Raw genomic sequence first — 25,331 nt, 5'->3', positions numbered from 1 at the left:
AACGAGAGCGCAGGAAAGGAGCACCGATGGCGGAGAAGGACACGTCCCTCCCCTGGCCCGTCCTGCGCCAGTTCCTCGGCAAGGATCTGCTCGGGCGCGGCAAGGCCGCACGGTCCCGTCGTACCGAGGAGATCGAACCGCGCACCTCCACCGCCGATCGTGTCGCCCGCAGCGTGTGCCCCTATTGCGCTGTCGGATGCGGACAGAAGATCTTCGTCAAGGACGAACAGGTCGTCCAGATCGAAGGCGATCCCGACAGCCCGGTGAACCGCGGGCGACTGTGCCCCAAGGGTTCGGCAAGCAAGAACCTCGTCACCAGCGAGCTGCGCGAAACCCGGGTCCGCTACCGCCGGCCCTACGGCACCGAATGGGAAGACCTCGATCTCGATACGGCTATGGAGATGGTCGTCGACCGCGTGCTGAAGACCCGCCGCGAGACCTGGCAGGAGTTCGACGACAAGGGCCACCGTGTCCGGCGCACGATGGGTATCGCCAGCCTCGGCGGTGCCACGCTGGACAACGAAGAGAATTACCTCATCAAGAAGCTGTTCACAGCGATGGGGGCGGTCCAGATCGAGAATCAGGCCCGCATATGACACTCCGCCACCGTCCCCGGTCTGGGGACCAGCTTCGGACGCGGCGGCGCCACCGGCTACACGGCCGACCTTGCAAACGCTGACTGCATCATCATCCAGGGTTCCAACATGGCCGAGGCCCACCCGGTGGGCTTCCAGTGGGTCGTGGAGGCCCAGAAGCGTGGTGCCCGCGTCATCCACATCGATCCGCGCTTCACCCGTACCAGCGCAGTGGCGGACAAGCACGTCCCGATCCGGGTAGGCAGCGACATCGCCTTCCTCGGAGGCATCGTCAACTACGTCCTGAGCAACGAGCTGGACTTCCGCGAGTACGTGGTCAACTACACGAACGCCGCGGTGCTCGTCAGCGACAAGTTCGAGGACACCGACGATCTCGACGGGCTCTTCTCGGGCTTCGACCCCGAGAAGCGGACCTACGATCCGACGAGCTGGCAGTACGACGTGGAGGACGAATCCGGCGACCTGCACAAGTCGCAGGCCAACGGCTCCGACGAGCACGCCGAGCACCGGGAGACCGCCGCGGGCCTGCAGAACGAGTCCCACGGCATGCAGACGTCGAGTCATCCGAGGCGCGACGAGACGCTGCAGCACCCGCGGTGCGTCTACCAGGTGCTCAAGCGGCACTTCGCCCGCTATACCCCCGAGGTGGTCGAGCAGGTGTGCGGCGTCTCGCAGGAGGACTTCCTCGACGTCTGCCGCGCGTGGACCGAGAACTCCGGCCGGGAGCGGACGACGGCGCTCGTCTACAGCGTGGGCTGGACCCAGCACAGTGTCGGTGTGCAGTACATCCGCACCGGCGCGATCCTGCAGCTGCTGCTCGGCAACATGGGCCGCCCCGGCGGAGGCATCATGGCGCTGCGTGGTCACGCCAGCATCCAGGGCTCGACCGACATCCCGACGCTGTTCAACCTGTTGCCCGGCTACCTGCCGATGCCCGACGCGAACAAGCACCACTCGTTCACGGACTGGGTCGACAGCGTGCGCAACCCGGGCAGCAAGGGTTTCTGGTCGAAGGCCGACGCCTACGCGGTGAACCTGCTCAAGGCCTACTGGGGCGACGCGGCGACCGCCGACAACGACTACTGCTTCGACTACATGCCGAAGATCACCGGCGACCACGGCACCTACCGTTCGGTGCTCGACATGATCGACGGAAAGGTCAAGGGCTACTTCCTCCTCGGGCAGAACCCGGCCGTCGGCTCCGCCCACGGGCGCGCCCAGCGGCTCGGGATGGCGAACCTCGACTGGCTCGTGGTGCGCGACCTGTTCGAGATCGAGAGCGCCAACTTCTGGAAGGACTCCCCGGAAATCGAGACCGGTGAGATCGTGACCGAGGAGTGCCCCACCGAGGTGTTCCTCTTCCCGGCGGCCTCCTACGCCGAGAAGGAAGGCACCTTCACGCAGACCCAACGGATGCTGCAGTGGCGGGAGAAGGCCGTCGAACCACCGGAGGACTGCCGCTCGGAACTGTGGTTCTTCTACCACCTCGGCCGCATGATGCGGGAGCGTCTGGCCGAGTCGACCGACGAGCGCGACCGGCCGCTGCTCGACCTGGCGTGGGACTACCCCGTGCACGGCGAGTACGACGAGCCCAGTGCCGACGCGGTGCTCATGGAGATCAACGGCTACGACGTCGCGACCCGCCGGCCGCTGTCGTCGTTCACCGAGATGAAGAACGACGGCTCCACCCTCGGTGGCTGCTGGATCTACACCGGGGTCTACGCCGACGGCGTCAACCAGGCCAACCGGCGCAAGTCCCGGCACGAGCAGTCGTTCGTGGCTCCCGAGTGGGGCTGGGCGTGGCCGATGAACCGCCGCATTCTCTACAACCGGGCCTCCGCCGACCCCGAGGGCCGGCCGTGGAGCGAACGCAAGGCCTACGTGTGGTGGGACGACGACGCGCAGCAGTGGACGGGTGCGGATGTTCCGGACTTCGAGAAGACGAAGCCGCCGAGCTACCGCTCCCCCGAAGGCGCCGACGGTGTCGAGGCGCTCGAAGGGATCGATCCGTTCATCATGCAGGGCGACGGCAAGGGTGCCCTCTACGTGCCGCAGGGGCTCGTCGACGGTCCGATGCCGACGCACTACGAACCGGTGGAGTCGCCGTTCCGCAACCCGCTCTACGCGCAGCAGGCCAACCCGACGCGCAAGGAGTACCGCCGCGACGACAACCCGATGAACCCCTCACCGCCCGAGGACCACGTCGACGTGTTCCCCTTCGTGTTCACGACGAGCCGCCTCACCGAGCACCACACTGCCGGCGGCATGAGCCGCTATCTCGAACATCTCGCCGAACTGCAACCGGAGATGTTCGTGGAGGTCTCCCCTGCCCTGGCGGCCGAACGCGGACTCGAGCACATGGGCTGGTGCCACGTCGTCACCGCCCGCTCCGCGATCGAGGGCCGGGTCCTGGTGACCGAGCGGTTGCGCCCGCTGAAGGTGGAGGGACGGACCGTCCACCAGGTGTGGATGCCCTATCACTGGGGCAGCGGCGGCATGGTGACCGGCGACTCGACCAACGATCTGTTCGGCATCACGTTGGACCCCAACGTGCTCATCCAGGAGACCAAGGTCGGTACGTGCGACGTCCGGGCAGGACGCCGACCGTCCGGAACGGCACTGCGGGAGTACGTCGAGGGATATGCGCGGCGGGCCGGGGTAACCGACCACGTGTACCCACCCATCGTGACCGTCCCGGACGGCGATACGGCCTCGGACGACCCCCGTGCCCCGGAGGCCCCGGACGACCCACGTGCCCCGGAGGAGGACGAGTGACCGGCCCCAACAGCTTCTTCGGACCGATCGACCCGGCACCCGATGCCGGGTACGAGGATCCGCCGGCTCGCAAGGGCTTCTTCACCGACACCAGTGTGTGCATCGGGTGCAAGGCCTGCGAGGTGGCCTGCAAGGAGTGGAACGACGTCCCCGAGAACGCATTCGCGATGCTCGGTACCTCGTACGACAACAGTCATTCGCTCAACGCCAACCAGTGGCGGCACGTCGCCTTCATCGAGCGCCCTGCGGAGTCGAAACCCCCGGTCTCGCTGGGGATGCCGACCGTCGGCGCGACCCCGACGGAACTTCCGGAGGAGGAGAAGCCGGACTTCCGCTGGTTGATGTCCTCGGACGTGTGCAAGCACTGCACCCACGCGGCGTGCCTCGACGTGTGCCCGACCGGGTCGCTGTTCCGCAGCGAGTTCGGCACGGTGGTCGTGCAGGACGACATCTGCAACGGCTGCGGATACTGCGTGGCCGCCTGCCCGTACGGCGTCATCGACCGCCGCAAGGGTCCGGAGGGCGACCCGAAGGTCGGTATCGCCCAGAAGTGCACGCTGTGCTACGACCGGCTCACCGACGGCCAGACCCCGTCCTGCGCGCAGGCGTGCCCCACGGAGTCGATCCAGTACGGCGACGTCGAGGAACTGCGCGCTCGCGCCGAGGAACGGCTGGCCGCGCTGCACGAGCGCGGCGTGAGCGAGGCACGGCTCTACGGCAACGATCCCGAGGACGGGGTCGGCGGGACCGGCGCCTTCTTCCTGCTCCTCGACGAACCGGAGGTCTACGGCCTGCCGCCGGATCCGGTGGTGACGACCAAGGATCTGCCGGAGATGTGGACCCGCGCCGCCGTGGCAGCGGTCGCGATGCTGGCGGGCGCCGCCGCGTCCTTCCTGAGGAGGCGCTGATGACCCAGGTGCAGCACGGCGGCAGCCCGGGCAACCCCCGCCGGTCCGGAGGTGGTCGCGGCGGCGACCGGGTGATGGTGCCGGAGGCCGACTTCGAGTCCTATTACGGACGCCAGATCGTGAAACCGGCTCCGTGGGAACACGATATCGCGATCTATCTGTTCACCGGCGGCGTGGCCGCAGGCAGTTCGCTGCTCGCTGCGGGTGCCGATCTCACGGGGCGGCCCGCCCTCCGTCGCGTTGCCCGATTCGGTTCGCTCACATCGCTGCTCGTCAGTGTCGGTGCGCTGGTCCACGATCTCGGCAAACCGAGCCGCTTCCTCAACATGCTGCGGGTCGCCAAACCGACCTCCCCGATGTCGGTCGGGACGTGGATCCTGTCGCTGCACGGTCCGTTCGCGGGCGTCGCGGCGGTCGCGGAGATCGCCGAGATGCTCCCCGCCCGATGGAAGCGCGGACCGGTGCGCCTGCTGCTCGCCCTCGGCCGGCCCGCCGGGATCGTGGGTGCGCTGACGGCACCGCCGGTCGCCGCCTACACCGGAGTCCTGTTGTCCGACACCGCAACCCCTGCCTGGCACTCCGCCTACAAGGAAATCCCCTTCGTGTTCTGTGGGTCGGCGGCGGCCGCATCGGGTGGTCTCGGACTGCTGGGTGCGCCGGTCGCCGAGGCCGGGCCGGCGCGCGCCTTCGCCGTCGGCGGTGCGCTCGTCGAACTCGCGACCGAGCAGCAGATGGAGAAATCGATGGGCCTGTCGGCCGAGACGCTCCACCAGGGCCGCCCCGGGCGACTGATGAAGGCCAGTAAGGCATTGACGGTGGCCGGCGCGCTCGGCGCACTCGTCGGCCGCCGCAATCGAATGGTGTCGGCAGTGTCCGGTGCCGCACTCATGGTCGGTTCGCTGTGCACGCGAGTCGGAGTCTACGAGGCCGGCATCGCGTCGGCGAAGGATCCCAAGTACACCGTCGTTCCCCAGCGTGAACGAGTCGATCGCGGGGAACCCGTTCGTTACCGCAGCTGAGATCCGGCTCGCGGGCAGGACGAAGGAGAACGCATGGACTCCGGCAAGCCCACGCGCGAACCACACGGCGACGCCGCGACGGCACAGCCTCCGGGCAGCTTCCGCTGGCTCCTCGTCGCCGGGGGTCTGTTGCTGCAGTTCTCGATCGGCGCGGTCTACGCGTGGTCGGTCTTCGGCGGAGCCCTCGAGAGCGCCGACTCCTGGCAACTGAGCACGGTCCGGGCCTCACTGCCGTTCACCGTCACCATCGGCATGATCTTCATCGGCACCTATCTCGGTGGCCGACTGCAGGACCTGAAAGGTCCCCGGGTCGTCGCGTTGATCGGCGGCATCATCTACGCGCTCGGCATCCTCCTCGCCTCGTTCACCGACGGAGCCGACGACTACTGGCTGCTCATCCTCGGGTACGGCATCATCAGCGGTTTCGGGCTGGGCTTCGCGTACATCGTCCCGATCGCCATGCTGCAGAAGTGGTTCCCCGACAAGACCGGTCTCATCACCGGACTCGCGGTGGGCGGCTTCGGGTTCGGCGCCGTGCTCACCTCGCCGGTCGCGCAGTGGCTCATCGACCGGAATCCGGACGACCCCACGAGCGCCTTCCTGCCCTTGGGTATCGCCTACCTCGTGATGTCGCTGGCCGGTGCGGCACTCTTCCGCAACCCGCCCGAGGGGTACACCGTGCCGGGCTTCGACCCCGTCGGCCGCGACGGCGGCGGAGCGGACCGCGGCAAGGAGTACACCCAGGGCGAGGCCCTCCGCACGCCCCAGTGGTACCTCCTGACCGCCATCCTCACCCTGTGCGTGACCGCCGGCATCTCCCTGATCTCGCAGGCGAAGCCGAGTGCGTCCGACATCGCCGGTTTCAGCGCCTCCGGCGCGGCGGCCCTCGTGGGCGTGCTCGCGATCTTCAACGGCGCCGGCCGGATCGTGTGGGCGGCGATCTCCGACCGCATCGGCCGGATGAAGACCTTCACCGCACTGCTGGTACTGCAGGGCGTGTGCCTGATCGTGCTGCCGCATGCCACCGGCGTGGTGTTGTTCTCGATCCTGGCCGCGATCATCTATCTCTGCTACGGCGGCGCATTCGGCACCATGCCCGCCACTGCGGGCGACTTCTTCGGCGTCCGCAACGCCGGCGCCATCTACGGCCTGATGCTCATCGGGTGGAGCATCGGCGGCATCATCGGCCCGATCATCGCGTCCACGCTCCTCGGTGACGACAAGGCCTACACCCTCGCCTACACCACCATCGGCATCATCGCGCTCGTATCGGTCGTGCTCACGATGATCACGAAGGTACCCGCGGCACGCCGGGAGTCGGCCTCGGCCCGGTCCTGATCCGGATCGCCGCCCTGCTCGCTCAAACCCGGGGCGCTTCGTGGCCGTGCAACCACGAGACGACCTGTGTGCGGGAGTGCACGCCGAGTTTGTCGAGTATCCGTTCGACGTGACCGTCGACGGTCCGGCGTGAGATCACGAGCCGGTCGGCGATCGCGCGATTGCTCAGACCTCCGGCGACGAGTCCCGCGATCTCCTGCTCCCTCTTCGTCAGTGGGGATGTCCGGGAGGCGGACTCGCCTCCACCGCGGTGCCGCCGTTCGGAGACCGGAGCACGCGAGGCCCGTCTCCCCGAGGACTTCCTCGGCTCCAACGCGCTGTCCACGAGATCGACGATGGTCGTGCCGGACTGCGGGTGAGGCGATCCGACGGAGTCCGTCTCGCCCACCTTGTCCCGGAGGCGACGTTCCGCTGCGATCGAGTCCTGCTCGATATGCGGTCCGAATGCTGCGATCGTCGTACCGAGGCGCTGCCACACCGTCCGTGCGGCCCCGAACAGCCGTGCCGCCTTCTCCGGATCGTCTTCGGCGCCGGCCGACCAGGCCAGCAACTCGAGCGACAGCGCCGTGCAGATCTTGTCCTCGAAGTCGCGCTGTACGGCCAGGGCACCGTTCGCCGCGTCGACCGCGGAGTCGAGGCGCCCGAGACGGAAATGGGCGAGTCCCGAGACCCACAGCGCATAGGCCTTGTTCCACCGCTCGCCGTGCTGATCCGCCATCTCGACGACACGAGCGCACGTCTCCAGGGCGTCGTCGAGTCGCCCCTCGTAGGTCTGCGCCATCGCCAGCTGGAACAGGCAGGTCAGGTGGGCGGCGTGGTCGCCGTGCGCACGATGCACCCGGGCCGCACGGAGGTAGAGGTCGATCGCCTCGGCCGTCGCCCCGCAGAACAGTGCGTGCAGAGCGCTCCAGTGATCGCAATGAGCCCGCAACCGTACGTCGCCGGATTCGTCTGCGATCGAACGACACTCGTCGAGGTGGACCGCCGCTCCGTCGCGATCTCCCTGGATGAGAGCCGTCCACGCGGTCACCCACAGCACGTTGCCGCGCTCGCTGCTCGAGAGCGGAAGTCGTTGCAGGAGTCGTTCGAGCCGGGCCCGCCCGGTGGACAGGTAGCCGCCCGCGATCCAGTGATAGCGCAGCGCGACGGCGAGTGCCGCCCCCGTGGCGAGTTCCTCGTCGTCCCGGATCGACCGGTCGAGCGCGGCCATGAAATCCGCGTGGTCGGCGCGCATCGACGACAGCAGGGCGGATTGTCTCGGCCCGTACCAGCTCTCGGCGCAGCGGCGGGCACGGTCGAGATAGTGCTCGCAATGCCGCCGGTACAGCTGCTCGCGTTCCCCGCGGGCGTCGAGCAGTTCGTGTCCGTACTCGCGCACGGTCACCAATTGCGAGTATCTCAACACCGACGACGAACGATCGACACCCACAAGCGATTTCGCGATCAACCTGTCGAGCAGGTCGATGACCTGCTCGCTCGGCAGATCGTCGTCGGCGCAAACGGTCTCCGCGGCTTCGAGGTCGAAACTGCCGGTGAACACCGACAACCGCGCCCACAGCGTCCGCTCGGCGTCGGAGCACAGTTCGTAACTCCAGTCGATCAGGGCGCGCAACGTCTGCTGCCGTGGCACCGCCACGCGACTGCCTCCGGTGAGCAGTGCGAAACGACGATCGAGTCGGTCGACGAGTTGTGCCGGAGACAACGAACGCAGCCGGGTGGCCGCGAGTTCGAGAGCGAGCGGCACGCCGTCGAGCGCGATGCACAGTTGCGCCACGGCATCGGCATTGTCATCGGTCACCTCGAAGTCCGGGACCACCTGCCGAGCCCGTTCCGCAAGCAGACCCACCGCTTCGAACCGCTCGAGATCGGCCGCCCGGTTCCCCGTCGATCCCTCCGGTGTCGTCAGAGGTGGAAGCACATACTCCGTCTCCCCTGCCACCGCGAGCGGCTCACGACTCGTTGCGAGGATCCGCACCTCCGGTGCATCACCGAGGACGGCAGCGACGAAGTCGGCCACGGTCGCGATCAGGTGTTCGCAGTTGTCGACCACGATCAGCATGTGCTGGTCGCGGAGACGATCGATGATCTTGTCCATCACGGGTCTGGTGGACTGGTCGGTCACGCCCAGAGCGGCCGCCGCAGCCGAGGGAACGGACTCCGGATCCCGCACCACCGCCAGATCGATCCAGCGGAACGAATCACGGAACGCCCGCGAGGTACGCACCGCCAATTCCTCGGCCACCCGGGTCTTCCCCACTCCGCCCGGACCGAGGATCGTCAGCAGCCGGGTCCGCTGGAGACACGACCGGGCCTCGTCGATCTCGCGACGGCGACCGACGAAGGTCGTCACCGAACGGGTGGGCCCCGCGGTGCGGGGTGGCGCAGATTCCGGCAGGGCAGATTCCATCGTCACGCTTCTCAGAGATAGTGGGCCCAACATACCCGGGTGGTCGTGTGACGGCCAACACAGGTATCGAATGGGGTAATTCACCCCGAGTCCATGAGTGTGATCCACGTCATCGTCGATGCAGACCTTCGGTTCACCCGCCGGAGCCACATCCCCGATACCGAGGAGCCAGGACAGATGACCACTTCCTCCATCACCCCCGACACCGACGTCGTCGTCGTAGGAGCCGGTTTCGCCGGCCTGTACGCGCTGCACAGATTGCGCGACCGGATGAACATGTCCGTGCGGGTCTTCGAGGCCGGCGACGATGTGGGTGGCACCTGGTACTGGAACCGCTATCCCGGCGCCCGCTGCGACATCGAGTCGATCCACTACTCGTACTCGTTCGATGAGGACCTGCAGCAGGAATGGCAGTGGAGCGAGAAGTTCGCCGGGCAACCGGAGATCCTCCGCTACCTGAACCATGTGGCCGACCGCTTCGATCTTCGGAAGACGATCACGTTCGGCACGCGGGTGATCGGTGTGCATTGGGACGACGACAATTCGTGGTGGACGGTCCGTACCGACACCGGCGAGACCGTGACGGCCCGGTGGTTCATCTCCGGCGCCGGCAACCTCTCGGTCCCCAAGAAGCCCGAGTTCGGAGGCATCGACAACTTCCGCGGACAGGTGCTGCTGACCGGTAACTGGCCGCACGAACCCGTCGACTTCAACGGCAGACGCGTCGCGATCATCGGCACCGGCGCCAGTGGGATCCAGGCGATCCCTCTGATCGCGCAACAGGCCGCGGAACTGGTGGTCTTCCAGCGCACACCGCAGTTCGCCACCCCACTCGGGAACGGCCCGCTCGACCCGCAGGTGCTCGACGATGCCAAGAAGGTCTACCCCGAACTGCGAGAGGCCGCACGCAATCACTTCCTGGGTGTTCCGTTCGACCAGGTGCAGCCGTCGGCGCTCGCCGTCGATGCCGACGAGCGTCGGCGGGTGTTCGACGAACGCTGGAACGCGGGCGGGTTCCGCCTGTTCATCGACAGCTTCCAGGACATCCTCTTCGACAGGAAGGCCAACGACACCGCCGCCGAGTACATCCGCGAACGGATCCGCGAGCGGGTGCAGGACCCTGCCACGGCAGACACGCTCGCACCCCGGGGCTACGCCTACGCCACGAAACGTCCCCCGCTCGAGACGAACTACTACGAGGCCTACAACCGCGACAACGTGCACCTCGTCGACGTGAAGAGCACCCCGATCAGCGAGATCACCGAAACCGGTGTGCGCGTCGGCGACCACACCTATGAGGTCGACACCATCGTGCTCGCGACCGGCTTCGATGCGATGACCGGACCGCTCATGGCCATGGACATCCGCGGCCGCAACGGTGTGCGCCTGGCCGACAGGTGGGCACACGGGCCGCGCACCTATCTCGGCATCATGAGCAACGAGTTCCCCAACCTGTTCACGATCACAGGACCGCAGTCGCCCTCGGTGCTCTACAACATGCCGCTGGCGATCGAGGACCACGTCGATTTCGCGACCGACGCGATCGCGTACCTGCGCGCACACGATCTCGACGTCATCGAACCCACCCCCGACGCCGAAGCCGACTGGGTGCGCACCACCACCGAGATCGCCGAGCAGACGCTGCTGCCGCAGACCGACTCGTGGTACATGGGCGCGAACATCCCCGGCAAACCGCGTGCCTGCATGGTCTACCTCGGTGGTGCCCCGACCTACCGGCAGGTCTGCGCCGAGGTCGTCGACGGCGGTTACGTCGGCTTCGACCTCGCCCCCGCACGAGCCACCGTCCCGGCCGCCTCGTAGAGCACCGAATTCCCCCACCTCCCGGAAGGAAACCACCCATGGCACTCGACGACCACGCCGCCGGCCTCATCGCAGGACTTCGGCAGCAAGGATTCACGTCGTTCTCGCAGATGACGGTCGATCAGGTCCGCGCGACGATCGCGACCTTCACCGACCTCCAACTCCCACCGCAGGACGTCGAGCGTGTGGACGAGACCCACTACGAGAGCGACGGCACCCGTCTCCCCCTCCGGATCTACACCCCCGGGGCCGACACCGGGCCGCGTCCGGTGGTGCTCTACTTCCACGGCGGCGGGTTCGTCGCGGGTGACCTCACCGTCGTGGACGAACCGGCGCGGGCGGTCGCCCGCGCGACCGGGGCCACCGTCGTGACCGCGGGATACCGCCTGGCGCCGGAACATCCGTTCCCCGCAGCGGCCGACGACGCGTGGGCTGCGTTGCAGTGGGTCACCGCGCACATCGCCGAGCACGGCGGCGACCCGCACAACCTGGTGGTGATGGGCGACAGCGCCGGTGGCAACCTCGCAGCAGGAGTCGCGTTGCGGGCCCGTGACGAAGGCGCACCGGCGCTGCGCGGACAGGTATTGATCTACCCGGCGCTGGACCGCGCTGCCGACCTGCCCTCGCGCCACGAGTTCGCCGAGGGGTACATCGTCACGGCAGCCGACATGGACTGGTTCCTCGACCGGTACTTCACCTCACCCGAGGACGCAGATACTCCGTATGCGCTTCCCGCACGCGCGGCCGGTGTCGACGGCCTGCCACCGACCCTGGTGATCACCACCGAGAACGAGGTGCTCCGCGACGAAGGTGAGCTCTACGGACGACGGCTACGCGAGGCCGGCGTGGACGTGACGATCCGCCGGTTCGACGGGCTCGTGCACGGCGCCTTCTGGATGTCGGGTGCGGTGCCGCGCAGCGGCGAGATGCGCGACGAGGTGGCCGGGTTCGTCACCCGCACCACCTCGAGCGTCCCCGCGCGGTAGGAACTCGATCCGCTGTTCCGATCCGCTATTCCGTGGGAGGGGCCGAGCGACGATCCGACGTCGCCGGCCCTTCTCCGCGTTCCTCGTCGTCGCGCGCCGCGCGAGCAGCCTCCCGCATCTCGATCGCGTCGGTGATCAGTTCACCGATCTCACGGGTGACATCGCGGACCGCTCCGGTGATGATCCCCGCGATTGCGCCGACGTGGGTGGCCGCCGACTCGGTGACCTCCTGGATCGTGTCCTTGTTACGCTCGAATCTTCCCACCATGGTCGACCCCCTCGATCGTGTCGTCCGCGAGGGTACCCGCATCGTCGAGCCGGCGATCGGTGGAGCGACGACGTTGGATGATCACCTGCGACTCCGGTTCGGGCGCGAACCAGCCGGGCGGGAGAGCAAGCGTGAAGATCTTCTTCCACACCGACGTCACCTGGGCGGTGAGGCCACCGGTGTTGTACGGAAGTCCGTGCTTGTCGCACAGTTCCCTGACCTTCGGGGCGAGCTCCGGATAGCGGTGCGCCGGCAGGTCAGGGAACAGGTGGTGCTCGATCTGGTGCGACAGGTTGCCGGACATGATGTGGAACAGCGGGGAACCGGTGATGTTCGCGCTGCCCAGCATCTGCCGGACGTACCACTCACCACGGGTCTCGTCGGCGGTCTCCTCCTCGGTGAAGGACTGCACGCCGGACGGGAAGTGGCCGCAGAAGATGATCGAGTACGCCCACACGTTGCGCACCACGTTGGCGGTGACGTTGCCCAGCAGGGTCGGGACGAACATCGGGCCGCTCAGCAGCGGGAACGCGATGTAGTCCTTGATCACCTGACGGCGGGCCTTGCGCCACCATCCCTTCGCGATCGGGATCACGTCGCGCCACGACCGCTTGCCGGCGACGATCCGGTCGACCTCCGCGTCGTGCATCATCACGCCCCACTCGAACAGGAACATGAGGGCGGTCGCGTAGACCGGGTTGCCGAGATAGTAGGGATGCCACTTCTGGGCCGGGTCCATGCGCAGGATCCCGTATCCGATGTCGCGGTCCTGGCCCAGGATGTTGGTGTAGGTGTGGTGCACGTAGTTGTGCGAGTGTCGCCACTGGTCCGACGGGCACACCGTGTCCCATTCGAAGACACGGGAATTCAGCGACGGTTCCCGCATCCAGTCGTACTGACCGTGCATGACGTTGTGCCCGATCTCCATGTTGTCGAGGATCTTCGACACGCTCAGCGCCGCGACACCGGCGACCCATGCGGGCGGGAGGAATCCGACGAAGAGCAGACCGCGACCGGCGATCTCGAATCCGCGCTGCGCCCTGATGATCCGGTAGAGGTACTCGCGGTCCTCGTCACCGAGTGATGCGAGCGTCTGCTCCCGCAGCGCGTCGAGTTCGCGGCCGATCTCCTCGACACTGTCGTGGTCGAGGACGAGCGGTTCGTTCTCGACCGCAGAACTGCGGCCGGACAGGAAGGGCAGGAAGGGGACAGTGGGTAGGGACAATCCGAACATGATGTCCTCCAATGGTTTCGGTGGTGTCCACCGGTCGGTTCAGAGTTCGACGGCGACGTCGCCGACCGGGGCGTTGACACAGATCCGGATGCGGCGGCCGGGTTCCGAATCGACGTCGCCGGTACGCACGTCGCGCGTGCACCCCGACAGCCGGACGGCGGTGCAGCTGTGGCAGATGCCCATGCGGCATCCGTGTTCGGGCGTGAGCCCGGCCGCTTCGGCCTGCTCGAGCAGCGTCGACCCGGTGTTCTCGGCAACGACTCCGGATTCGGCGAATGAGATCTCACCGCCGGCATCGTCCGTCGACACGACCGGAGGCGCGAGGACGAATTCCTCGGTGTTCACCATGGTCTCGGCGCCCCGCTCCGCGTAGACCTCGCGAATGCTCGTGACCATCTCCGCCGGACCGCACACGAAGGTGGGCGTGTCGGCGTACCAGGGTGCGACGGCCGCGAGGTGACTGCGGTCGAACCGCCCCTGCAGCATCCCGTCGTCGGAGCGGGTGTGGGCGTGGACGATCTCGATGTTGGGCCGGTCCGCGAGCGCCTCGAGCTCGGCGCGGCGCGGAACGTGTCCGGGGGTGCGGGTGTAGTAGAGCAGCACGGCGGACCCGTCGTACCCCTCGGCGACGAGACCGGACAGCATCGACAGCACCGGCGTCAGCCCGGAGCCCGCGGCGACGAACAGCAGGCGTCGGGGACGCGGACTCGGCAGCACGAACTCGCCTACGGGAGACCCGAGTTCGACGACGTCTCCGACCTGCGCACGGTCGTGGAGGTGGCGCGAGACGGTGCCCTCGGGATGCCTGCCGATGGTGAACCGCAGATCGGGCCGGCGCTTCGACCCCGCGTCGACGAGCGTCGGCGAGTAGCAGCGCGTGTGCCGCACGCCGTCGACGCGGACCGACACGGTCACGTACTGCCCGGGGAGGGGTCGGCACGGCTGCGCGGGGCGCACCGTGACCGTGAGCGAATCGGTGGCACTTCGGTCCACATCTGTAATCCGGGCATAGTTCGCCGACGTGACGAGAAGCGGGTCGGCGAGTTCCAGGTAGCGGTCCGGGTGATGCGGATAGGACAGCATCCCGAGTGCTCCCACCAGCAGTTTCCGCAACGAACCCGGGCGCGGGACGGGTGTCGGACGGTCGCGCACGATCATGTCTGTCCGCCTTTCGGTAGACCTCTGCGTGCTCAGTGAACGAATGTGCACTGAAATCAGTGTGACAGCCGGACACACCTGCCTGTCAACCCCGATGTGACTGCCGACACAGATGTACGGACACCGCGCGGAACGTCGTGCCTAGACTCGGGGGGTGTCCACCGCTTCCGTACCTCCGCCGACCACACGCGCCGAACGCAAGGAACGCACACGTCAGGCGCTTCTCGACGCCGCCCTCGACCTGTCCGCCGACCGGGGACTCGGCGGGCTGAGCCTGAGGGAGGTGGCCCGTCACGCGGGCATCGTGCCCACGGCGTTCTACCGGCACTTCTCGTCCATGGACGAGCTCGGTGTCGCCCTTGCCGCGGACACGATGCGGGTGCTGCGGCGCCTGCTGCGCGACGCGCGTCGCACACCCGGCCCGGCAGGTGCGCGGCAATCCCTCGACGTGCTGGTCCAGCAGGTACGGGCACACAAAGCGGCCTTCCGGTTCCTGGCACGCGAACGCCACGGCGGCGTTCCCGAGGTCGCCGCCGCGATCTCCGTCGAACTGCGCCTGCTGACCAGCGAACTCGCCGCCGACCTGGGTCGCTCCCCAGGACTCGAGGACTGGGATTTCGACGATCTCGAGATGGCCGCCGACCTGCTGGTGACCGCGATGCTCGATTTCGTCCTCGACCTGCTCGCCGTCGAACGTCCCGGCAGCGCGCAGGAATCGGAGGTGGTCACGCGCGCGGAGAAACAGATGCGTCTGATCCTGCTGGGCGCGGCGGCGTGGCGGCCGCGACGGACGTCGAACGACCGGTGACGGGTCGGGGTGACGCCGGTTCGTCGAGGTGGACAGGAAATCCTGTCGCAGACACTCCCCTTCCGTAACGTGGTTCCCATGGCATCGACCGAACCCGCCACCTACGACGACCTGACCTTCGACGTGCGTGTGGCGGGTCCGAGGGACGGCACACCCGTCGTGCTCCTGCACGGCTTCCCCGAGACATCACGCAGCTGGACGCCGGTGGCGCGCCTGCTCGTCGAGCGCGGTTTCCGCGTGATCGCCCCCGACCAGCGCGGATACTCCCCCGGTGCCCGGCCGACCGGCGTCGAGCACTACGGGGTGCCGGCACTCGCCGGCGACGTCCTCGGCCTGCTCGACGAGTTCGAGCTCGATCGCGTCCACCTCGTCGGGCACGACTGGGGCGCCGCTGTGGCGTGGTACTTCGCCGCCCACAATCCCGACCGCGTCTCGGCGTTGACCGCGGTCTCGGTCCCCCACCTCGCTGCCTACGGCTGGGCGTTGCGGGAGGACGCCGACCAGCGCGAACGCTCCTCCTACATCGGGCTCTTCCGCGAGGAGGGCAAGGCGGAGGACCTCCTCCTCGCCGACGACGCGCGGCGCCTGCGGGCGATGTTCACCTCCGCCGTCGACCACGACTCGGTCGACCACTACGTCGCCGCCATGTCCGCGCCGGGCGCTCTCACCGCCGCCCTGAACTGGTATCGCGCCATGACGCGGGATCTCGATTCGACTCCCCCGGTCCGCGTCCCGACGACCTACATCTGGAGCACCGCCGACATCGCGATCGGCCGCGCCGGCGCCGAACGGTGCGGCGAGTTCGTCGACGCCGAGTACGACTTCGTGGTCCTGCCCGACGTCTCGCACTGGATTCCGGAGGAGGCCCCGGACGAGATCGCGAACGCGATCACGCGGCGGCGGAACGGCTGAGAGCCCGCCCACCGCGGCTTCCGTCAGCCCACGACCGGGGCGAGCAGCACCTCGAGTTCGGCGACGACCGCATCGAGCGGAGCCGGACTGCGCTGCGCCTGGGCCACCACCAGTGCGCCCTCCAGAGCTGCGATGACCAGGTTCGCCAACGACCGCGCACGCTCCGCGCCGACGCCGTCGGCCACCAGGGACCGCGCGACGACGTCGACGAAGGTGTCGAAGGCCTCCGCTGCTCGTGCACGCGCCCGCGGTTCGGTCCCGAGACCTGCGGCCACCACCGGGCATCCCGCGACGTAGTCGGTGGCCACGAGGCCCTCGCGCCACAGGTCGACGACGGCGCGCACCGTCTCCACCACGCCGAGACCGTCGACCTTCGCCGTCAGCGACCGCTCGATCCGGGTCGCGGCCTGGTCTGTGGCCTCTTCGACGAGTTGGGCCTTGCCGCCGGGAAAGTGGTGGTAGATGGAGCCGCGCGGCGCCCCGCTGTGCTCGAGCACGTCCCGGAACGACGTGGCCGCGACACCTCGTTCGCTCATCAGCGCGATCGCGCTGGCGATCATCGCAGCGCGCGGTCCGTCCCGCCGTTCTGCAGCGCTCACCCGTTCCTCCGGCAGTGGTGGTTGTCACCCATATTCTATGTACGTAGTCGTACAGATCCGACGCTGGGCGACACCATTTTCGAGGAGACCCTGCCATGACCGACGTCTCGGTGACCACTCATGTCTTCGACGCTGCCGTCGACCTGTTCGAGGTCCGGGACGACCGCACCGAAGGGCACACGCACCCCGCCTACGCGAACATGGTCGGTCCGTTCGGTGGCATCACCGCCGCGACTCTCCTCCGAGCGGTCGAACGACACCCGGACGTCCTCGGCATGCCGCTGTCCCTGACGATCAACTACGCCGGTCCCATCGCCGACGGACCGTTCGACATCGCGGTGCGACCGGTGCGCACGAACCGGACCACCCAGCACTGGTCGATCGAACTGTCGCAGGACGGCGAGGTCGCCACCACCGCGACGGCCGTCTTCGGTCTCCGTCGCCCCACCTGGTCGTCGACCGAACTGCAGGCGCCGGCCGCCCCTGCACCCGACTCGCTCGAGCCGACACCGCTGCCCGACTTCATCGCGTGGGCACGCAACTACGAGATGCGGTACACCGCGGGAGTCGTTCCCGAGGAGGGCAGCACGGAGGTCGCCGACTCCACGTCGACGCTGTGGGTCCGCGACGTCCCGTCGCGCCCGCTCGACTTCGCCTCGCTCACCGCGATGTGCGACATCTTCTACCCCCGCGCCTTCCTTCGTCTGGGCCGGGTGCTGCCGGCCGGCACGGTCTCGATGACCGTCTACTTCCACGCGGACCCGGAGACCGTTGCCGCGCAATCCGACAACCCCGTACTCGCGACCGCACGCGCGAATCGTTTCGAACAGGGCTTCTTCGACCAGAGCGCACAACTGTGGGGACGCGACGGCGTTCTCCTCGCGACCTCGCACCAGATCGTCTACTTCAAGGCCTGACCCGAGCGGCCGCGTTCGGCGCCCGTCCCGGTCACCGGCACACCTGTAGCCTCGGAAACATCTACCCACCGGATTGCGAGGTCCACTGTGACGATGCCGAGACTCCTCCGACGGTCGGGTGTCATCGCCTGCGCCGCAATCGCGTTCACGACCGTGGGCACGGTCGCCTGCGCCGACACGGAGGACACGGCCCCGGCTGCGGACTACGCGTCGTACGTCGCCCTGGGAGACTCGTTCACCTCCGGGCCCGGCATCCCGCCGCAGACCGAAGGTGATCCGTGCGGGCGGTCGGCGAGCAACTACCCCACCCTCGTCGCGACCGATCTCGGTATCGAGGACTTCGTCGACGCGTCGTGCGGTGCCGCCACCTCCCTCGACTTCGCGATGCCGCAGACCACCTTCCGTGGCGCGACGGTGCCACCGCAGTACGACGCGCTGCGCCCCGACACCGAACTCGTCACCGTCGGTATCGGCGGCAACGACATCGGTCTCGTCCAACTGGCGTTGGGGTGCGTCAATCTCTCGGCACCGCCCGAGGGCACGTCGTGCGCGATCACGAACGCACCGGACGGCACCGACCGTGTCGACGCCGCCATCGACGCCTTCGCGCCCGTCTACACCACGGTGATCGACGAGATCCGCCGGCGCTCCCCGGAGGCACGCATCGTGCTCGTCGGCTACCCCACCGGGATCCGCGACGGCGGATGCTTCCCCGAACAGCGGATGTGGCCCGAGGACGCGACCTATCTGCAGGCGAAGATCGACCGGTTGAACACCGTCATGCGTGAACAGGCCGAGGCCGCGGAGGCGGACTACGTCGACCTGCGTGAGTCGAGCCGCGACCACGACGCGTGCGCCGATCCGGAGACCCGGTGGATGGCCGGTCTGCAGCCGACCGCCGGATCGATCCCGCTGCATCCGAACGCGGCCGGGCACCGCAACGCCGCCGACCAGGTGCTGGCCACGATCACCGACTGAGCGGGTTCACACCGTCTCGGACGTCTCGGGAGCCCGCACGGCGAGCAACGCCACCAAGCCCGCGCCGAGCACGATCAGCAATCCCACGATGCCTGCCCGGTCGGTGCCGAACCACCACGCGAAGAACCCGAACAGCGTCGGTGCCAGGAACGACACCGCGCGTCCCGTCGTCGCGTAGAGACCGAACATCTGCCCTTCCCGGCCCGGTGGAGTGAGTCGCGCCAGGAAGGTGCGCGCCGACGACTGGGCGGGGCCGACGAACAGGCACAGCACCAGACCGAAGATCCAGAACATCGTCGGACCCGAGACCACGAGCAGGACGATGCCGGTCGCGATCATGGCGACAAGTGAACCCACGATGACCGCCTTGGGTCCGACCCGGTCGTCGACGCGTCCGGCCACCAGTGCGCCCACCGCGGACACGACGTTCGCGGCGACACCGAAGATCAGCACGTCGCCCGCTCCGATCCCGTAGACCGTGACGGCGAGGACCGCGCCGAAGGTGAAGACACCGGCGAGGCCGTCCCGGAACAACGCCGACGCCCCGAGGTACCAGATGGTGCGACGATCCGCCCGCCACAACTCCGTCAGGTCGCGCCACAGCACGCGATAGGACTCGACCAAACCGGCGCGGCGGGCGACGTCGCCACGCGCGACCGGTTTCTCCGGGACGGCGAGGAGCACGGGCACGGCGAACACCGCGAACCACACGGCCGCGAACAGCGCGACGAGCCGGATGTTGGTGCCGTCCTCGGTGGGCACCCCGAGGAAACCGCGGGTGTCGCCGTCGCCGGCGATGAACCCGGTGTAGCACAGCAGCAGGAGCACGATGCCACCGAAATAGCCCATCGCCCAACCGAAACCCGACACCCGTCCGATGTCGTCCGGCGTCGACACCTGACGCAGCATCGAGTTGTAGGGCACCTGCGCGAGCTCGGCCATCACGGACGCCACACCGAGCAGGACCAGGCCGAGCCACAGATAGTGGTAGTCGTCGCGCACGAAGTACATCGCCGCCATCGCCGCGACGGTGACCGCGGTGAGGATGCCCAGCGACCACTTCCGTCGCCCGGCGGCGTCGTACCGCTGACCCGACACCGGCGCGGTCACGGCGATGACGAACCCGGCGATACCGAGCGACCATCCGAGCCAGGTGCTCGCCGAGATCCCGCCCGGCAGGTCGTCGCCGACCGCATCGGTGAGATAGACGGAGAACACGAACGTCAGGATCACGGCGTTGAACGCCGCGGAACCCCAGTCCCACAGACCCCACGAGACGACCTGACGACGTGTCGCGGCCTCCCCGGCCCCGCTCGCCGTGTCCGTGAACGCATTCATGCCCCGGAGCCTAGGCTTCCGGAGCTGCCGTGGCACCGAACGACTCCGTCGCGTGGCACCGAACGACTCCGTCGCGTGGCACCGAACGACTCGGCCGCACGACCGGAAGGCGGGCCCGGTCGCCGCTCCTGTGCCTGCCGCTACGCTGACCCACTGTGACTCTGCCGAATCCCCATCCCGATGCCCGTGCCGTCGTCACCGGAGCGTCCTCCGGCATCGGCGAGGCCCTCGCAACCGAACTCGCCGCCCGCGGCCACTCACTGATCCTGGTCGCCCGTCGCGGAGAGGTGATGGAGGCCCTCGCCGAGACCCTGCGCGAGAAGCACGGCGTGACCGTCGAGGTGCGCGCGTGCGATCTGTCCGACCGCGACGCACGGACACCGCTCGTCGACGAACTCGGACGTCGGCGCATCAGCATCCTGTGCAACAACGCCGGTATCGCCACCTTCGGTGCGGTCGCCGAACTCGACGCGGCCTACGAGCGGGCACAGGTCGAGCTCAACGCCGTCGCCGTGCACGACCTCACCCTCGCGGTGCTGCCGCAGATGGTCGAGCGGAACTCCGGCGCCATCCTCATGGTGGGTTCGGCCGCCGGCAACATGCCGATCCCGAACAACGCCACCTACGCCGCGACGAAGGCGTTCGTCAACACCTTCTCCGAGTCGCTGCGCGGCGAACTCAAGGGCACCGGCGTGCACGTCACGCTGCTCGCCCCCGGCCCGGTCCGCACCGAGGAACCCGACCCGGCCGAGGCGTCGATCGTCGACAAGCTGGTTCCGGACTTCCTGTGGATCTCGAGCGAGCACACCGCGAAGGTCTCGCTCGACGCGCTCGCCGCGAACCGGATGCGCATCGTGCCCGGCGTGATCAGCAAGGCCATGTCGGCCGCCGGTCAGTTCTCGCCGCGGTCGATCTCGGCCCCGATCGCCGGCGCCTTCTACAAGAAGCTCGGCGGCAACTGACGGGCCACCGCCTGCTGAAGCAGTCCTTCACCGCCGTCGGCGGCGTCCCGTGCCGAAGAGGCTCCGGCCGATCTCCCGACCGGCCGCGGACGCCGCCGACCGGATGAAACTGCGCACCGCCGCACTGCCGAGCACCTGCTCCACGACCGACACCCCGGCATCGTCCGACGCCTGCAGCGGCACGTCCGGGACGGGTTCGACGTCGGTCGCCCCGACCACCGACGCGGTGAGCTTCTCGTAGGCCGATTCACGATCGATGGTGCGGCCGTACTTGCCGTAGAGGGGGTTCGCCTGCGCCGACGCACGCATCGCGCTCTCCCCCACCGTGCCCATCAGCGAATGCGGCGGTCGCAGGCGCGTCCAGGCGACGGGCGTGGGCGCACCCAGCTCGGACAGGACCGTCACGATCGCCTCACCGGTCCCCAGGCCGGTCAGAGCGTCGGCGAGGTCGTAGGCGTCGGTCTTCGGGAAGGTGCGCACGACCTCCGCGAGCGCGGCCTCGTCCTCGGGCGTGAAGGCGCGCAGCGCGTGCTGGATCCGCGCTCCGACCTGCGACAGCACACTCCGCGGGATGTCGGTGGGCGACCGCGTGCAGAAGACCACCCCGACGCCCTTGGACCGGATGAGTTTCACGGTCTGTTCGATCTGCTGCAGGAACGCCTTCGACGCATCGGTGAAGAGCAGATGCGCCTCGTCGAAGAAGAACACGAGCCGCGGGGTGTCGACGTCGCCGACCTCCGGAAGCGACTGGAACAGGTCGGCGAGCAACCACATCAGGAAGGTCGAGAACAGGGCGGGGCGGGTGGCCTCGTCGCCGAACTCGAACAGGTTGATCGTGCCCTGACCGTCGATCACCCGCAGCAGGTCCTCGACCTCCAGTTCGGGTTCGCCGAAGAATCCGTCTCCGCCCGCGTTCTCGAGGTCGACGACCGCACGGAGGATGACCCCCGCGGTCGCCGGCGACACGGCGCCGAGGTCGTCGAGTGCGCCGCGCCCTTCGTCGCTCGCCAGGTGCCGGATCACCTGCCGCAGGTCGGCGAGATCGAGCAGCGGCAGGCCGTTGCGGTCGGCCCAGTGGAAGATCAGCCCGAGGGTGGATTCCTGAGTAGCGTTGAGCCCCAGGACCTTCGAGAGCAGGAGCGGCCCGAACGAGGTGACGGTGACGCGGACGGGGATACCGACCCCGTCGGTGCCGAGCGAGTAGAAGGCCACGGGATGTCCTGTGGGCGTCCAGTCCTCGTCGCCGGTGTCGGCCGCACGGGTGATCACCGCATCGTCCGGCTCACCGGCGGCCGACAGACCCGACAGGTCGGACTTCATGTCGGCCATCACCACCGGAACCCCCGCCGCCGACAGCTGTTCCGCCATGACCTGCAGCGTCTTGGTCTTGCCCGTGCCGGTCGCACCGGCGACCAGCACGTGACGATCGAGTGTGGCGAGCGGGATACGCACCGGCGCCTCGGGATCGGCGACGCCGTCGAGCACGACGGCGCCCAGTTCCAGCGCCTCGCCGATCACCTCGTACCCGGCCGCGATGGTCGCGGCAGTGTTCTCCGGCTTGTCGGTCATGCTCGCCCCCTCCGGCCTCGACCTCGCCCACCGCGACGGTACCGGGCCGTCGAACCCACGGAAGGACCATTTCTATCGGGCGCCAGAATTGTCGCATTACAGTGATTCCGATCACAACAGCGGCGACGAGGTTTGCCGCTTCGCGAACCGTGCTGACCTGCGATTTCTCCGAGAGAATCCTCGTCGTCGACGACGCGAGGATCGTTCGCAAAAACAACGACGTGTGCTAGCAACGAACTACGCGACATATTCGACGAACACAGGAGAAACACATTGACGCCCAAGATCGCCATTCTCGGAGCAGGTCCCAGTGGACTCGCGCAGCTGCGCGCTTTCGAAGCAGCCCGAAAGGCCGGTCTGGAGCAGATCCCCGACATCGTCTGCTACGAGAAGCAGCCCGACTGGGGAGGAATGTGGAACTACACCTGGCGTACGGGACTCGACGAGAACGGTGAGCCCGTCCACGGGAGCATGTACCGCTACCTGTGGTCCAACGGCCCGAAGGAATGCCTCGAATTCGCCGACTACTCCTTCGAGGAGCATTTCGGACGTCCCATCCCGTCGTACCCGCCGCGGGCCGTCCTGCTCGACTACATCATGGGTCGCGTCGAGAAGAGCGACGTGCGCAAGTACATCCGGTTCAACACCGCTGTGCGGTGGGTCGAGTGGTCCGACGAGACACAGAAGTTCACCGTGACGGTGATGAACCACGACCGGGGCGCGCTGGAATCCGACGAGTTCGACTACGTCGTCGTCGCCACCGGACACTTCTCCACCCCGCACGTTCCCCACTTCGACGGCCTCGACCGGTTCCCGGGACGCGTGCTGCACGCCCACGACTTCCGCGACGCCCGCGAGTTCGCCGGCAAGCGACTGCTGCTCGTCGGCAGCAGCTACTCGGCCGAGGACATCGGAACGCAGTGCATCAAGTACGGCGCCGAGCAGGTCACCTTCAGCTACCGCAGCGCACCGATGGGTCACGACTGGCCCGAGCAGTTCTCCGAGGTGCCGTTGCTCACCCACGTCGACGGCAAGGTCGCCCACTTCCGTGACGGCAGCACCCGCGAGGTCGACGCCATCGTGCTGTGCACGGGGTACAAGCACCACTACCCGTTCCTGCCCGACGAACTCGCACTGCGCACCGGCAACCGGCTCTACCCACGCGACATCTACAAGGGCATCTTCTTCCAGCGCAACCCGAAGCTGATGTACCTCGGCGCGCAGGACCAGTACTTCACGTTCAACATGTTCGACGCGCAGGCCTGGTACGCACGCGACTTCATGCTCGGCCGCGTCGCCCTGCCCGACTTCGACACCCGCGAGCAGGACATCGATCATTGGCGGGCTCGCGAGGAGAAGCTGTCGTCGCCGGTGGAGGACATCGACTTCCAGGCCGCCTACATTCGCGATCTCGTCGACCGCACCGACTACCCCGAGTTCCACGTCGAACGCCAGGGCGAGGTGTTCAAGCAGTGGAAGCAGGACAAGAAGCGCGACATCATGGGCTACCGCAACAACAGCTATGCCTCGACGCTGACCGGCACCGTCGCTCCGCCGTTGCCGGCGCCGTGGATGGAGATCGTCGACGACTCCCCCGAGTCCTTCCTGAGCCACGACTTCACAGCCCCGGAAGTGACCGCCGAGGGGCGCTTCACCGCCCCTGACGTGACCCCGGAGGGGCGGTTCACCGCCCCGGACGTGACCTCGGAGGGCCGAACCCTCGAGCGGCAGTACACTCCGGCGGCACGTCGTCCCGCCCGCCCGGCCGCGCCGCGCACCGTCGCCGTGAAGGCGTGACGGTGCACATTTCGTCCCGGACCGTCGACGCCGCGCCTCGTGGGTGCGGCGTCGATGGATAGTCTGTCTGTCGTGCAGGACAAACTCGTATGGATCGACTGTGAGATGACGGGGCTGCGTCTCGGCAGCGACAAATTGATCGAGATCGCGGCTCTGGTCACCGACAGTGATCTCAACGTGCTCGGCGAGGGCGTGGACATCGTGATCCACGCCGATGACGACGCCCTCGCCGACATGCCGGAGGTCGTGCAGCAGATGCACGAGCGGTCCGGCCTCACCGAAGAGGTGCGCCGCTCGACGGTGAGCCTCGCCGAAGCAGAGAAACAGGTCCTCGCGTACATCCGCGAGCACGTCACCGAGGCGGGCACGGCGCCGCTGGCCGGCAACTCCATCGCGACCGACCGCGCGTTCATCACCCGCGACATGCCCGAGCTCGACAACTACCTGCACTACCGCATGGTGGACGTCAGCTCGATCAAGGAGCTGTGCCGGCGCTGGTATCCGCGCATCTACTTCGGTCAGCCGGAGAAGGGGCTGTCGCACCGGGCGCTCGCGGACATCAAGGAGTCGATCCGCGAACTGCGCTACTACCGGCGCACGGCCTTCGTGGCGCCTCCCGGCCCCACTCCCGCCGACCTCGCGGCCGTCGTGAAGGACCTGGGACCGGCCTGACCAGCCGATTCGTCTTTTTCGTCTTCGTCAGGCTAGTATCTGTACCGCAGGCGCAAGCGACCGAGAGGTTGCCGGCGAATGCGATGGTGAGTGTAGTTCAGTTGGTAGAGCACCAGGTTGTGATCCTGGCTGTCGCGGGTTCGAGTCCCGTCACTCACCCCGAAGAGAACCCCCGATCGGATTTCCGATCGGGGGTTTTCTCGTTCCCGGAGAATCCTCACGCACGGCGGTTCCTCACGCACAGCGGCTCCTCGCGCGCCGAACCGGGG

Annotated in this window: 20 protein-coding genes and 1 tRNA gene; 14 read left to right on the top strand and 7 right to left on the bottom strand. The window is 67.9% G+C overall.

The window, feature by feature from the left end:
* Nucleotides 1-26: 26 nt before the first annotated feature.
* From fdh to ACNJ7K_RS20585, 4 genes are read left to right on the top strand one after another with little or no spacing between them, the layout of a single operon-like run.
* On the top strand, nt 27-3,371 hold the full coding sequence (fdh, locus tag ACNJ7K_RS20600; protein ID WP_487042116.1) for a formate dehydrogenase: 3,345 nt from the start codon (nt 27-29) through the stop codon (nt 3,369-3,371).
* Complete coding sequence (locus tag ACNJ7K_RS20595) at nt 3,368-4,279, top strand: 4Fe-4S dicluster domain-containing protein (protein WP_024100544.1); 912 nt, start codon at nt 3,368-3,370, stop codon at nt 4,277-4,279. The genes fdh and ACNJ7K_RS20595 overlap by 4 nt, the downstream gene beginning before the upstream one ends.
* Nucleotides 4,279-5,298, top strand: a complete 1,020-nt coding sequence (nrfD, locus tag ACNJ7K_RS20590) for an NrfD/PsrC family molybdoenzyme membrane anchor subunit (RefSeq protein WP_120282162.1) — start codon at nt 4,279-4,281, stop codon at nt 5,296-5,298. Before ACNJ7K_RS20595 ends, nrfD begins: the two co-directional genes overlap by 1 nt.
* Nucleotides 5,299-5,331: 33 nt before the next feature.
* Nucleotides 5,332-6,636 (top strand): L-lactate MFS transporter, encoded by a 1,305-nt coding sequence (locus tag ACNJ7K_RS20585; RefSeq protein ID WP_120282161.1) that lies wholly within the window; start codon nt 5,332-5,334, stop codon nt 6,634-6,636.
* Nucleotides 6,637-6,658: 22 nt separating this feature from the next.
* Here the strand turns inward: ACNJ7K_RS20585 and ACNJ7K_RS20580 are convergent, their stop codons facing one another.
* Nucleotides 6,659-9,043: an ATP-binding protein gene (locus tag ACNJ7K_RS20580; protein ID WP_487042115.1), complete on the bottom strand. Its 2,385-nt coding sequence runs from the start codon at nt 9,041-9,043 to the stop codon at nt 6,659-6,661.
* A 177-nt stretch (nt 9,044-9,220) separates the two neighbouring features.
* Here ACNJ7K_RS20580 and ACNJ7K_RS20575 point away from each other — a divergent pair, with 177 nt between their 5' ends.
* Complete coding sequence (locus ACNJ7K_RS20575) at nt 9,221-10,864, top strand: flavin-containing monooxygenase (protein ID WP_487042114.1); 1,644 nt, start codon at nt 9,221-9,223, stop codon at nt 10,862-10,864.
* 38 nt (nt 10,865-10,902) lie between these two features.
* The gene (locus tag ACNJ7K_RS20570; RefSeq protein ID WP_487042113.1) at nt 10,903-11,850 is read left to right on the top strand and encodes an alpha/beta hydrolase; all 948 of its coding nucleotides are present in this window, start codon (nt 10,903-10,905) and stop codon (nt 11,848-11,850) included.
* A gap of 25 nt (nt 11,851-11,875) precedes the next feature.
* On the opposite strand, the gene ACNJ7K_RS20565 is transcribed toward ACNJ7K_RS20570, so the two are convergent.
* From ACNJ7K_RS20565 to ACNJ7K_RS20555, 3 genes are read right to left on the bottom strand one after another with little or no spacing between them, the layout of a single operon-like run.
* Complete coding sequence (locus tag ACNJ7K_RS20565; protein ID WP_120282158.1) at nt 11,876-12,118, bottom strand: hypothetical protein; 243 nt, start codon at nt 12,116-12,118, stop codon at nt 11,876-11,878.
* Nucleotides 12,096-13,352: a fatty acid desaturase family protein gene (locus ACNJ7K_RS20560; RefSeq protein WP_159418665.1), complete on the bottom strand. Its 1,257-nt coding sequence runs from the start codon at nt 13,350-13,352 to the stop codon at nt 12,096-12,098. The genes ACNJ7K_RS20565 and ACNJ7K_RS20560 overlap by 23 nt, the downstream gene beginning before the upstream one ends.
* Before the next feature lie 39 nt (nt 13,353-13,391).
* On the bottom strand, nt 13,392-14,510 hold the full coding sequence (locus ACNJ7K_RS20555; protein ID WP_487042112.1) for a ferredoxin reductase: 1,119 nt from the start codon (nt 14,508-14,510) through the stop codon (nt 13,392-13,394).
* A gap of 154 nt (nt 14,511-14,664) precedes the next feature.
* Here ACNJ7K_RS20555 and ACNJ7K_RS20550 point away from each other — a divergent pair, with 154 nt between their 5' ends.
* Complete coding sequence (locus ACNJ7K_RS20550) at nt 14,665-15,318, top strand: TetR family transcriptional regulator (RefSeq protein ID WP_487042111.1); 654 nt, start codon at nt 14,665-14,667, stop codon at nt 15,316-15,318.
* A 78-nt stretch (nt 15,319-15,396) separates the two neighbouring features.
* Entirely contained in the window at nt 15,397-16,230 is an 834-nt protein-coding gene (locus ACNJ7K_RS20545) for an alpha/beta fold hydrolase (protein WP_088897404.1), read from the top strand.
* 23 nt (nt 16,231-16,253) lie between these two features.
* Here the strand turns inward: ACNJ7K_RS20545 and ACNJ7K_RS20540 are convergent, their stop codons facing one another.
* Entirely contained in the window at nt 16,254-16,790 is a 537-nt protein-coding gene (locus tag ACNJ7K_RS20540) for a TetR/AcrR family transcriptional regulator (protein WP_120282155.1), read from the bottom strand.
* Between the two features lie 134 nt (nt 16,791-16,924).
* On the opposite strand from ACNJ7K_RS20540, the gene ACNJ7K_RS20535 reads away from it, so the two are divergent.
* Nucleotides 16,925-17,746: a thioesterase family protein gene (locus ACNJ7K_RS20535; protein WP_120282154.1), complete on the top strand. Its 822-nt coding sequence runs from the start codon at nt 16,925-16,927 to the stop codon at nt 17,744-17,746.
* Between the two features lie 87 nt (nt 17,747-17,833).
* Nucleotides 17,834-18,724, top strand: coding sequence for an SGNH/GDSL hydrolase family protein (locus ACNJ7K_RS20530; protein WP_372473116.1), 891 nt, complete (start codon nt 17,834-17,836; stop codon nt 18,722-18,724).
* A 6-nt stretch (nt 18,725-18,730) separates the two neighbouring features.
* Here the strand turns inward: ACNJ7K_RS20530 and ACNJ7K_RS20525 are convergent, their stop codons facing one another.
* The gene (locus ACNJ7K_RS20525; RefSeq protein WP_120282152.1) at nt 18,731-20,062 is read right to left on the bottom strand and encodes an MFS transporter; all 1,332 of its coding nucleotides are present in this window, start codon (nt 20,060-20,062) and stop codon (nt 18,731-18,733) included.
* Between the two features lie 155 nt (nt 20,063-20,217).
* Here ACNJ7K_RS20525 and cmrA point away from each other — a divergent pair, with 155 nt between their 5' ends.
* Entirely contained in the window at nt 20,218-21,024 is an 807-nt protein-coding gene (cmrA, locus tag ACNJ7K_RS20520) for a mycolate reductase (RefSeq protein WP_230787722.1), read from the top strand.
* A gap of 27 nt (nt 21,025-21,051) precedes the next feature.
* Here the strand turns inward: cmrA and ACNJ7K_RS20515 are convergent, their stop codons facing one another.
* Nucleotides 21,052-22,593 carry a helicase HerA-like domain-containing protein gene (locus ACNJ7K_RS20515; RefSeq protein WP_230787725.1) on the bottom strand — a complete coding sequence of 514 codons (1,542 nt, stop codon included), beginning with the start codon at nt 22,591-22,593 and terminating at the stop codon, nt 21,052-21,054.
* Nucleotides 22,594-22,866: 273 nt separating this feature from the next.
* On the opposite strand from ACNJ7K_RS20515, the gene ACNJ7K_RS20510 reads away from it, so the two are divergent.
* The 3 genes from ACNJ7K_RS20510 (at nt 22,867) to ACNJ7K_RS20500 (ending at nt 25,221) form a co-directional block, all read left to right on the top strand.
* A complete protein-coding gene (locus ACNJ7K_RS20510; protein ID WP_487042110.1) occupies nt 22,867-24,390 on the top strand; it encodes a flavin-containing monooxygenase in 1,524 nt (507 codons plus the stop codon).
* A 72-nt stretch (nt 24,391-24,462) separates the two neighbouring features.
* Complete coding sequence (orn, locus tag ACNJ7K_RS20505; protein ID WP_024100533.1) at nt 24,463-25,062, top strand: oligoribonuclease; 600 nt, start codon at nt 24,463-24,465, stop codon at nt 25,060-25,062.
* Nucleotides 25,063-25,148: 86 nt separating this feature from the next.
* Nucleotides 25,149-25,221, top strand: a tRNA-His gene (locus tag ACNJ7K_RS20500).
* The last annotated feature ends 110 nt before the right edge of the window (nt 25,222-25,331 follow it).

It is taken from the genome of Rhodococcus shunpengi (assembly GCF_048381395.1).
Lineage (GTDB): Bacteria > Actinomycetota > Actinomycetes > Mycobacteriales > Mycobacteriaceae > Rhodococcus.
The sequence above is the reverse complement of the archived record's forward strand: the minus strand, read 5'-3'. Positions and strand labels throughout refer to the sequence as shown.

What these genes read in the sequence shown, in the direction of transcription:
- nrfD (WP_120282162.1), top strand. Translation starts at nt 4,279, where the DNA reads ATGACCCAGGTGCAGCACGGCGGCAGCCCGGGCAACCCCCGCCGGTCC.
- ACNJ7K_RS20585 (WP_120282161.1), top strand. Translation starts at nt 5,332, where the DNA reads ATGGACTCCGGCAAGCCCACGCGCGAACCACACGGCGACGCCGCGACG.
- ACNJ7K_RS20580 (WP_487042115.1), bottom strand. Translation starts at nt 9,043, where the DNA reads ATGGAATCTGCCCTGCCGGAATCTGCGCCACCCCGCACCGCGGGGCCC.
- ACNJ7K_RS20575 (WP_487042114.1), top strand. Translation starts at nt 9,221, where the DNA reads ATGACCACTTCCTCCATCACCCCCGACACCGACGTCGTCGTCGTAGGA.
- ACNJ7K_RS20570 (WP_487042113.1), top strand. Translation starts at nt 10,903, where the DNA reads ATGGCACTCGACGACCACGCCGCCGGCCTCATCGCAGGACTTCGGCAG.
- ACNJ7K_RS20565 (WP_120282158.1), bottom strand. Translation starts at nt 12,118, where the DNA reads ATGGTGGGAAGATTCGAGCGTAACAAGGACACGATCCAGGAGGTCACC.
- ACNJ7K_RS20560 (WP_159418665.1), bottom strand. Translation starts at nt 13,352, where the DNA reads ATGTTCGGATTGTCCCTACCCACTGTCCCCTTCCTGCCCTTCCTGTCC.
- ACNJ7K_RS20555 (WP_487042112.1), bottom strand. Translation starts at nt 14,510, where the DNA reads ATGATCGTGCGCGACCGTCCGACACCCGTCCCGCGCCCGGGTTCGTTG.
- ACNJ7K_RS20545 (WP_088897404.1), top strand. Translation starts at nt 15,397, where the DNA reads ATGGCATCGACCGAACCCGCCACCTACGACGACCTGACCTTCGACGTG.
- ACNJ7K_RS20540 (WP_120282155.1), bottom strand. Translation starts at nt 16,790, where the DNA reads ATGATCGCCAGCGCGATCGCGCTGATGAGCGAACGAGGTGTCGCGGCC.
- ACNJ7K_RS20535 (WP_120282154.1), top strand. Translation starts at nt 16,925, where the DNA reads ATGACCGACGTCTCGGTGACCACTCATGTCTTCGACGCTGCCGTCGAC.
- ACNJ7K_RS20525 (WP_120282152.1), bottom strand. Translation starts at nt 20,062, where the DNA reads ATGAATGCGTTCACGGACACGGCGAGCGGGGCCGGGGAGGCCGCGACA.
- ACNJ7K_RS20515 (WP_230787725.1), bottom strand. Translation starts at nt 22,593, where the DNA reads ATGACCGACAAGCCGGAGAACACTGCCGCGACCATCGCGGCCGGGTAC.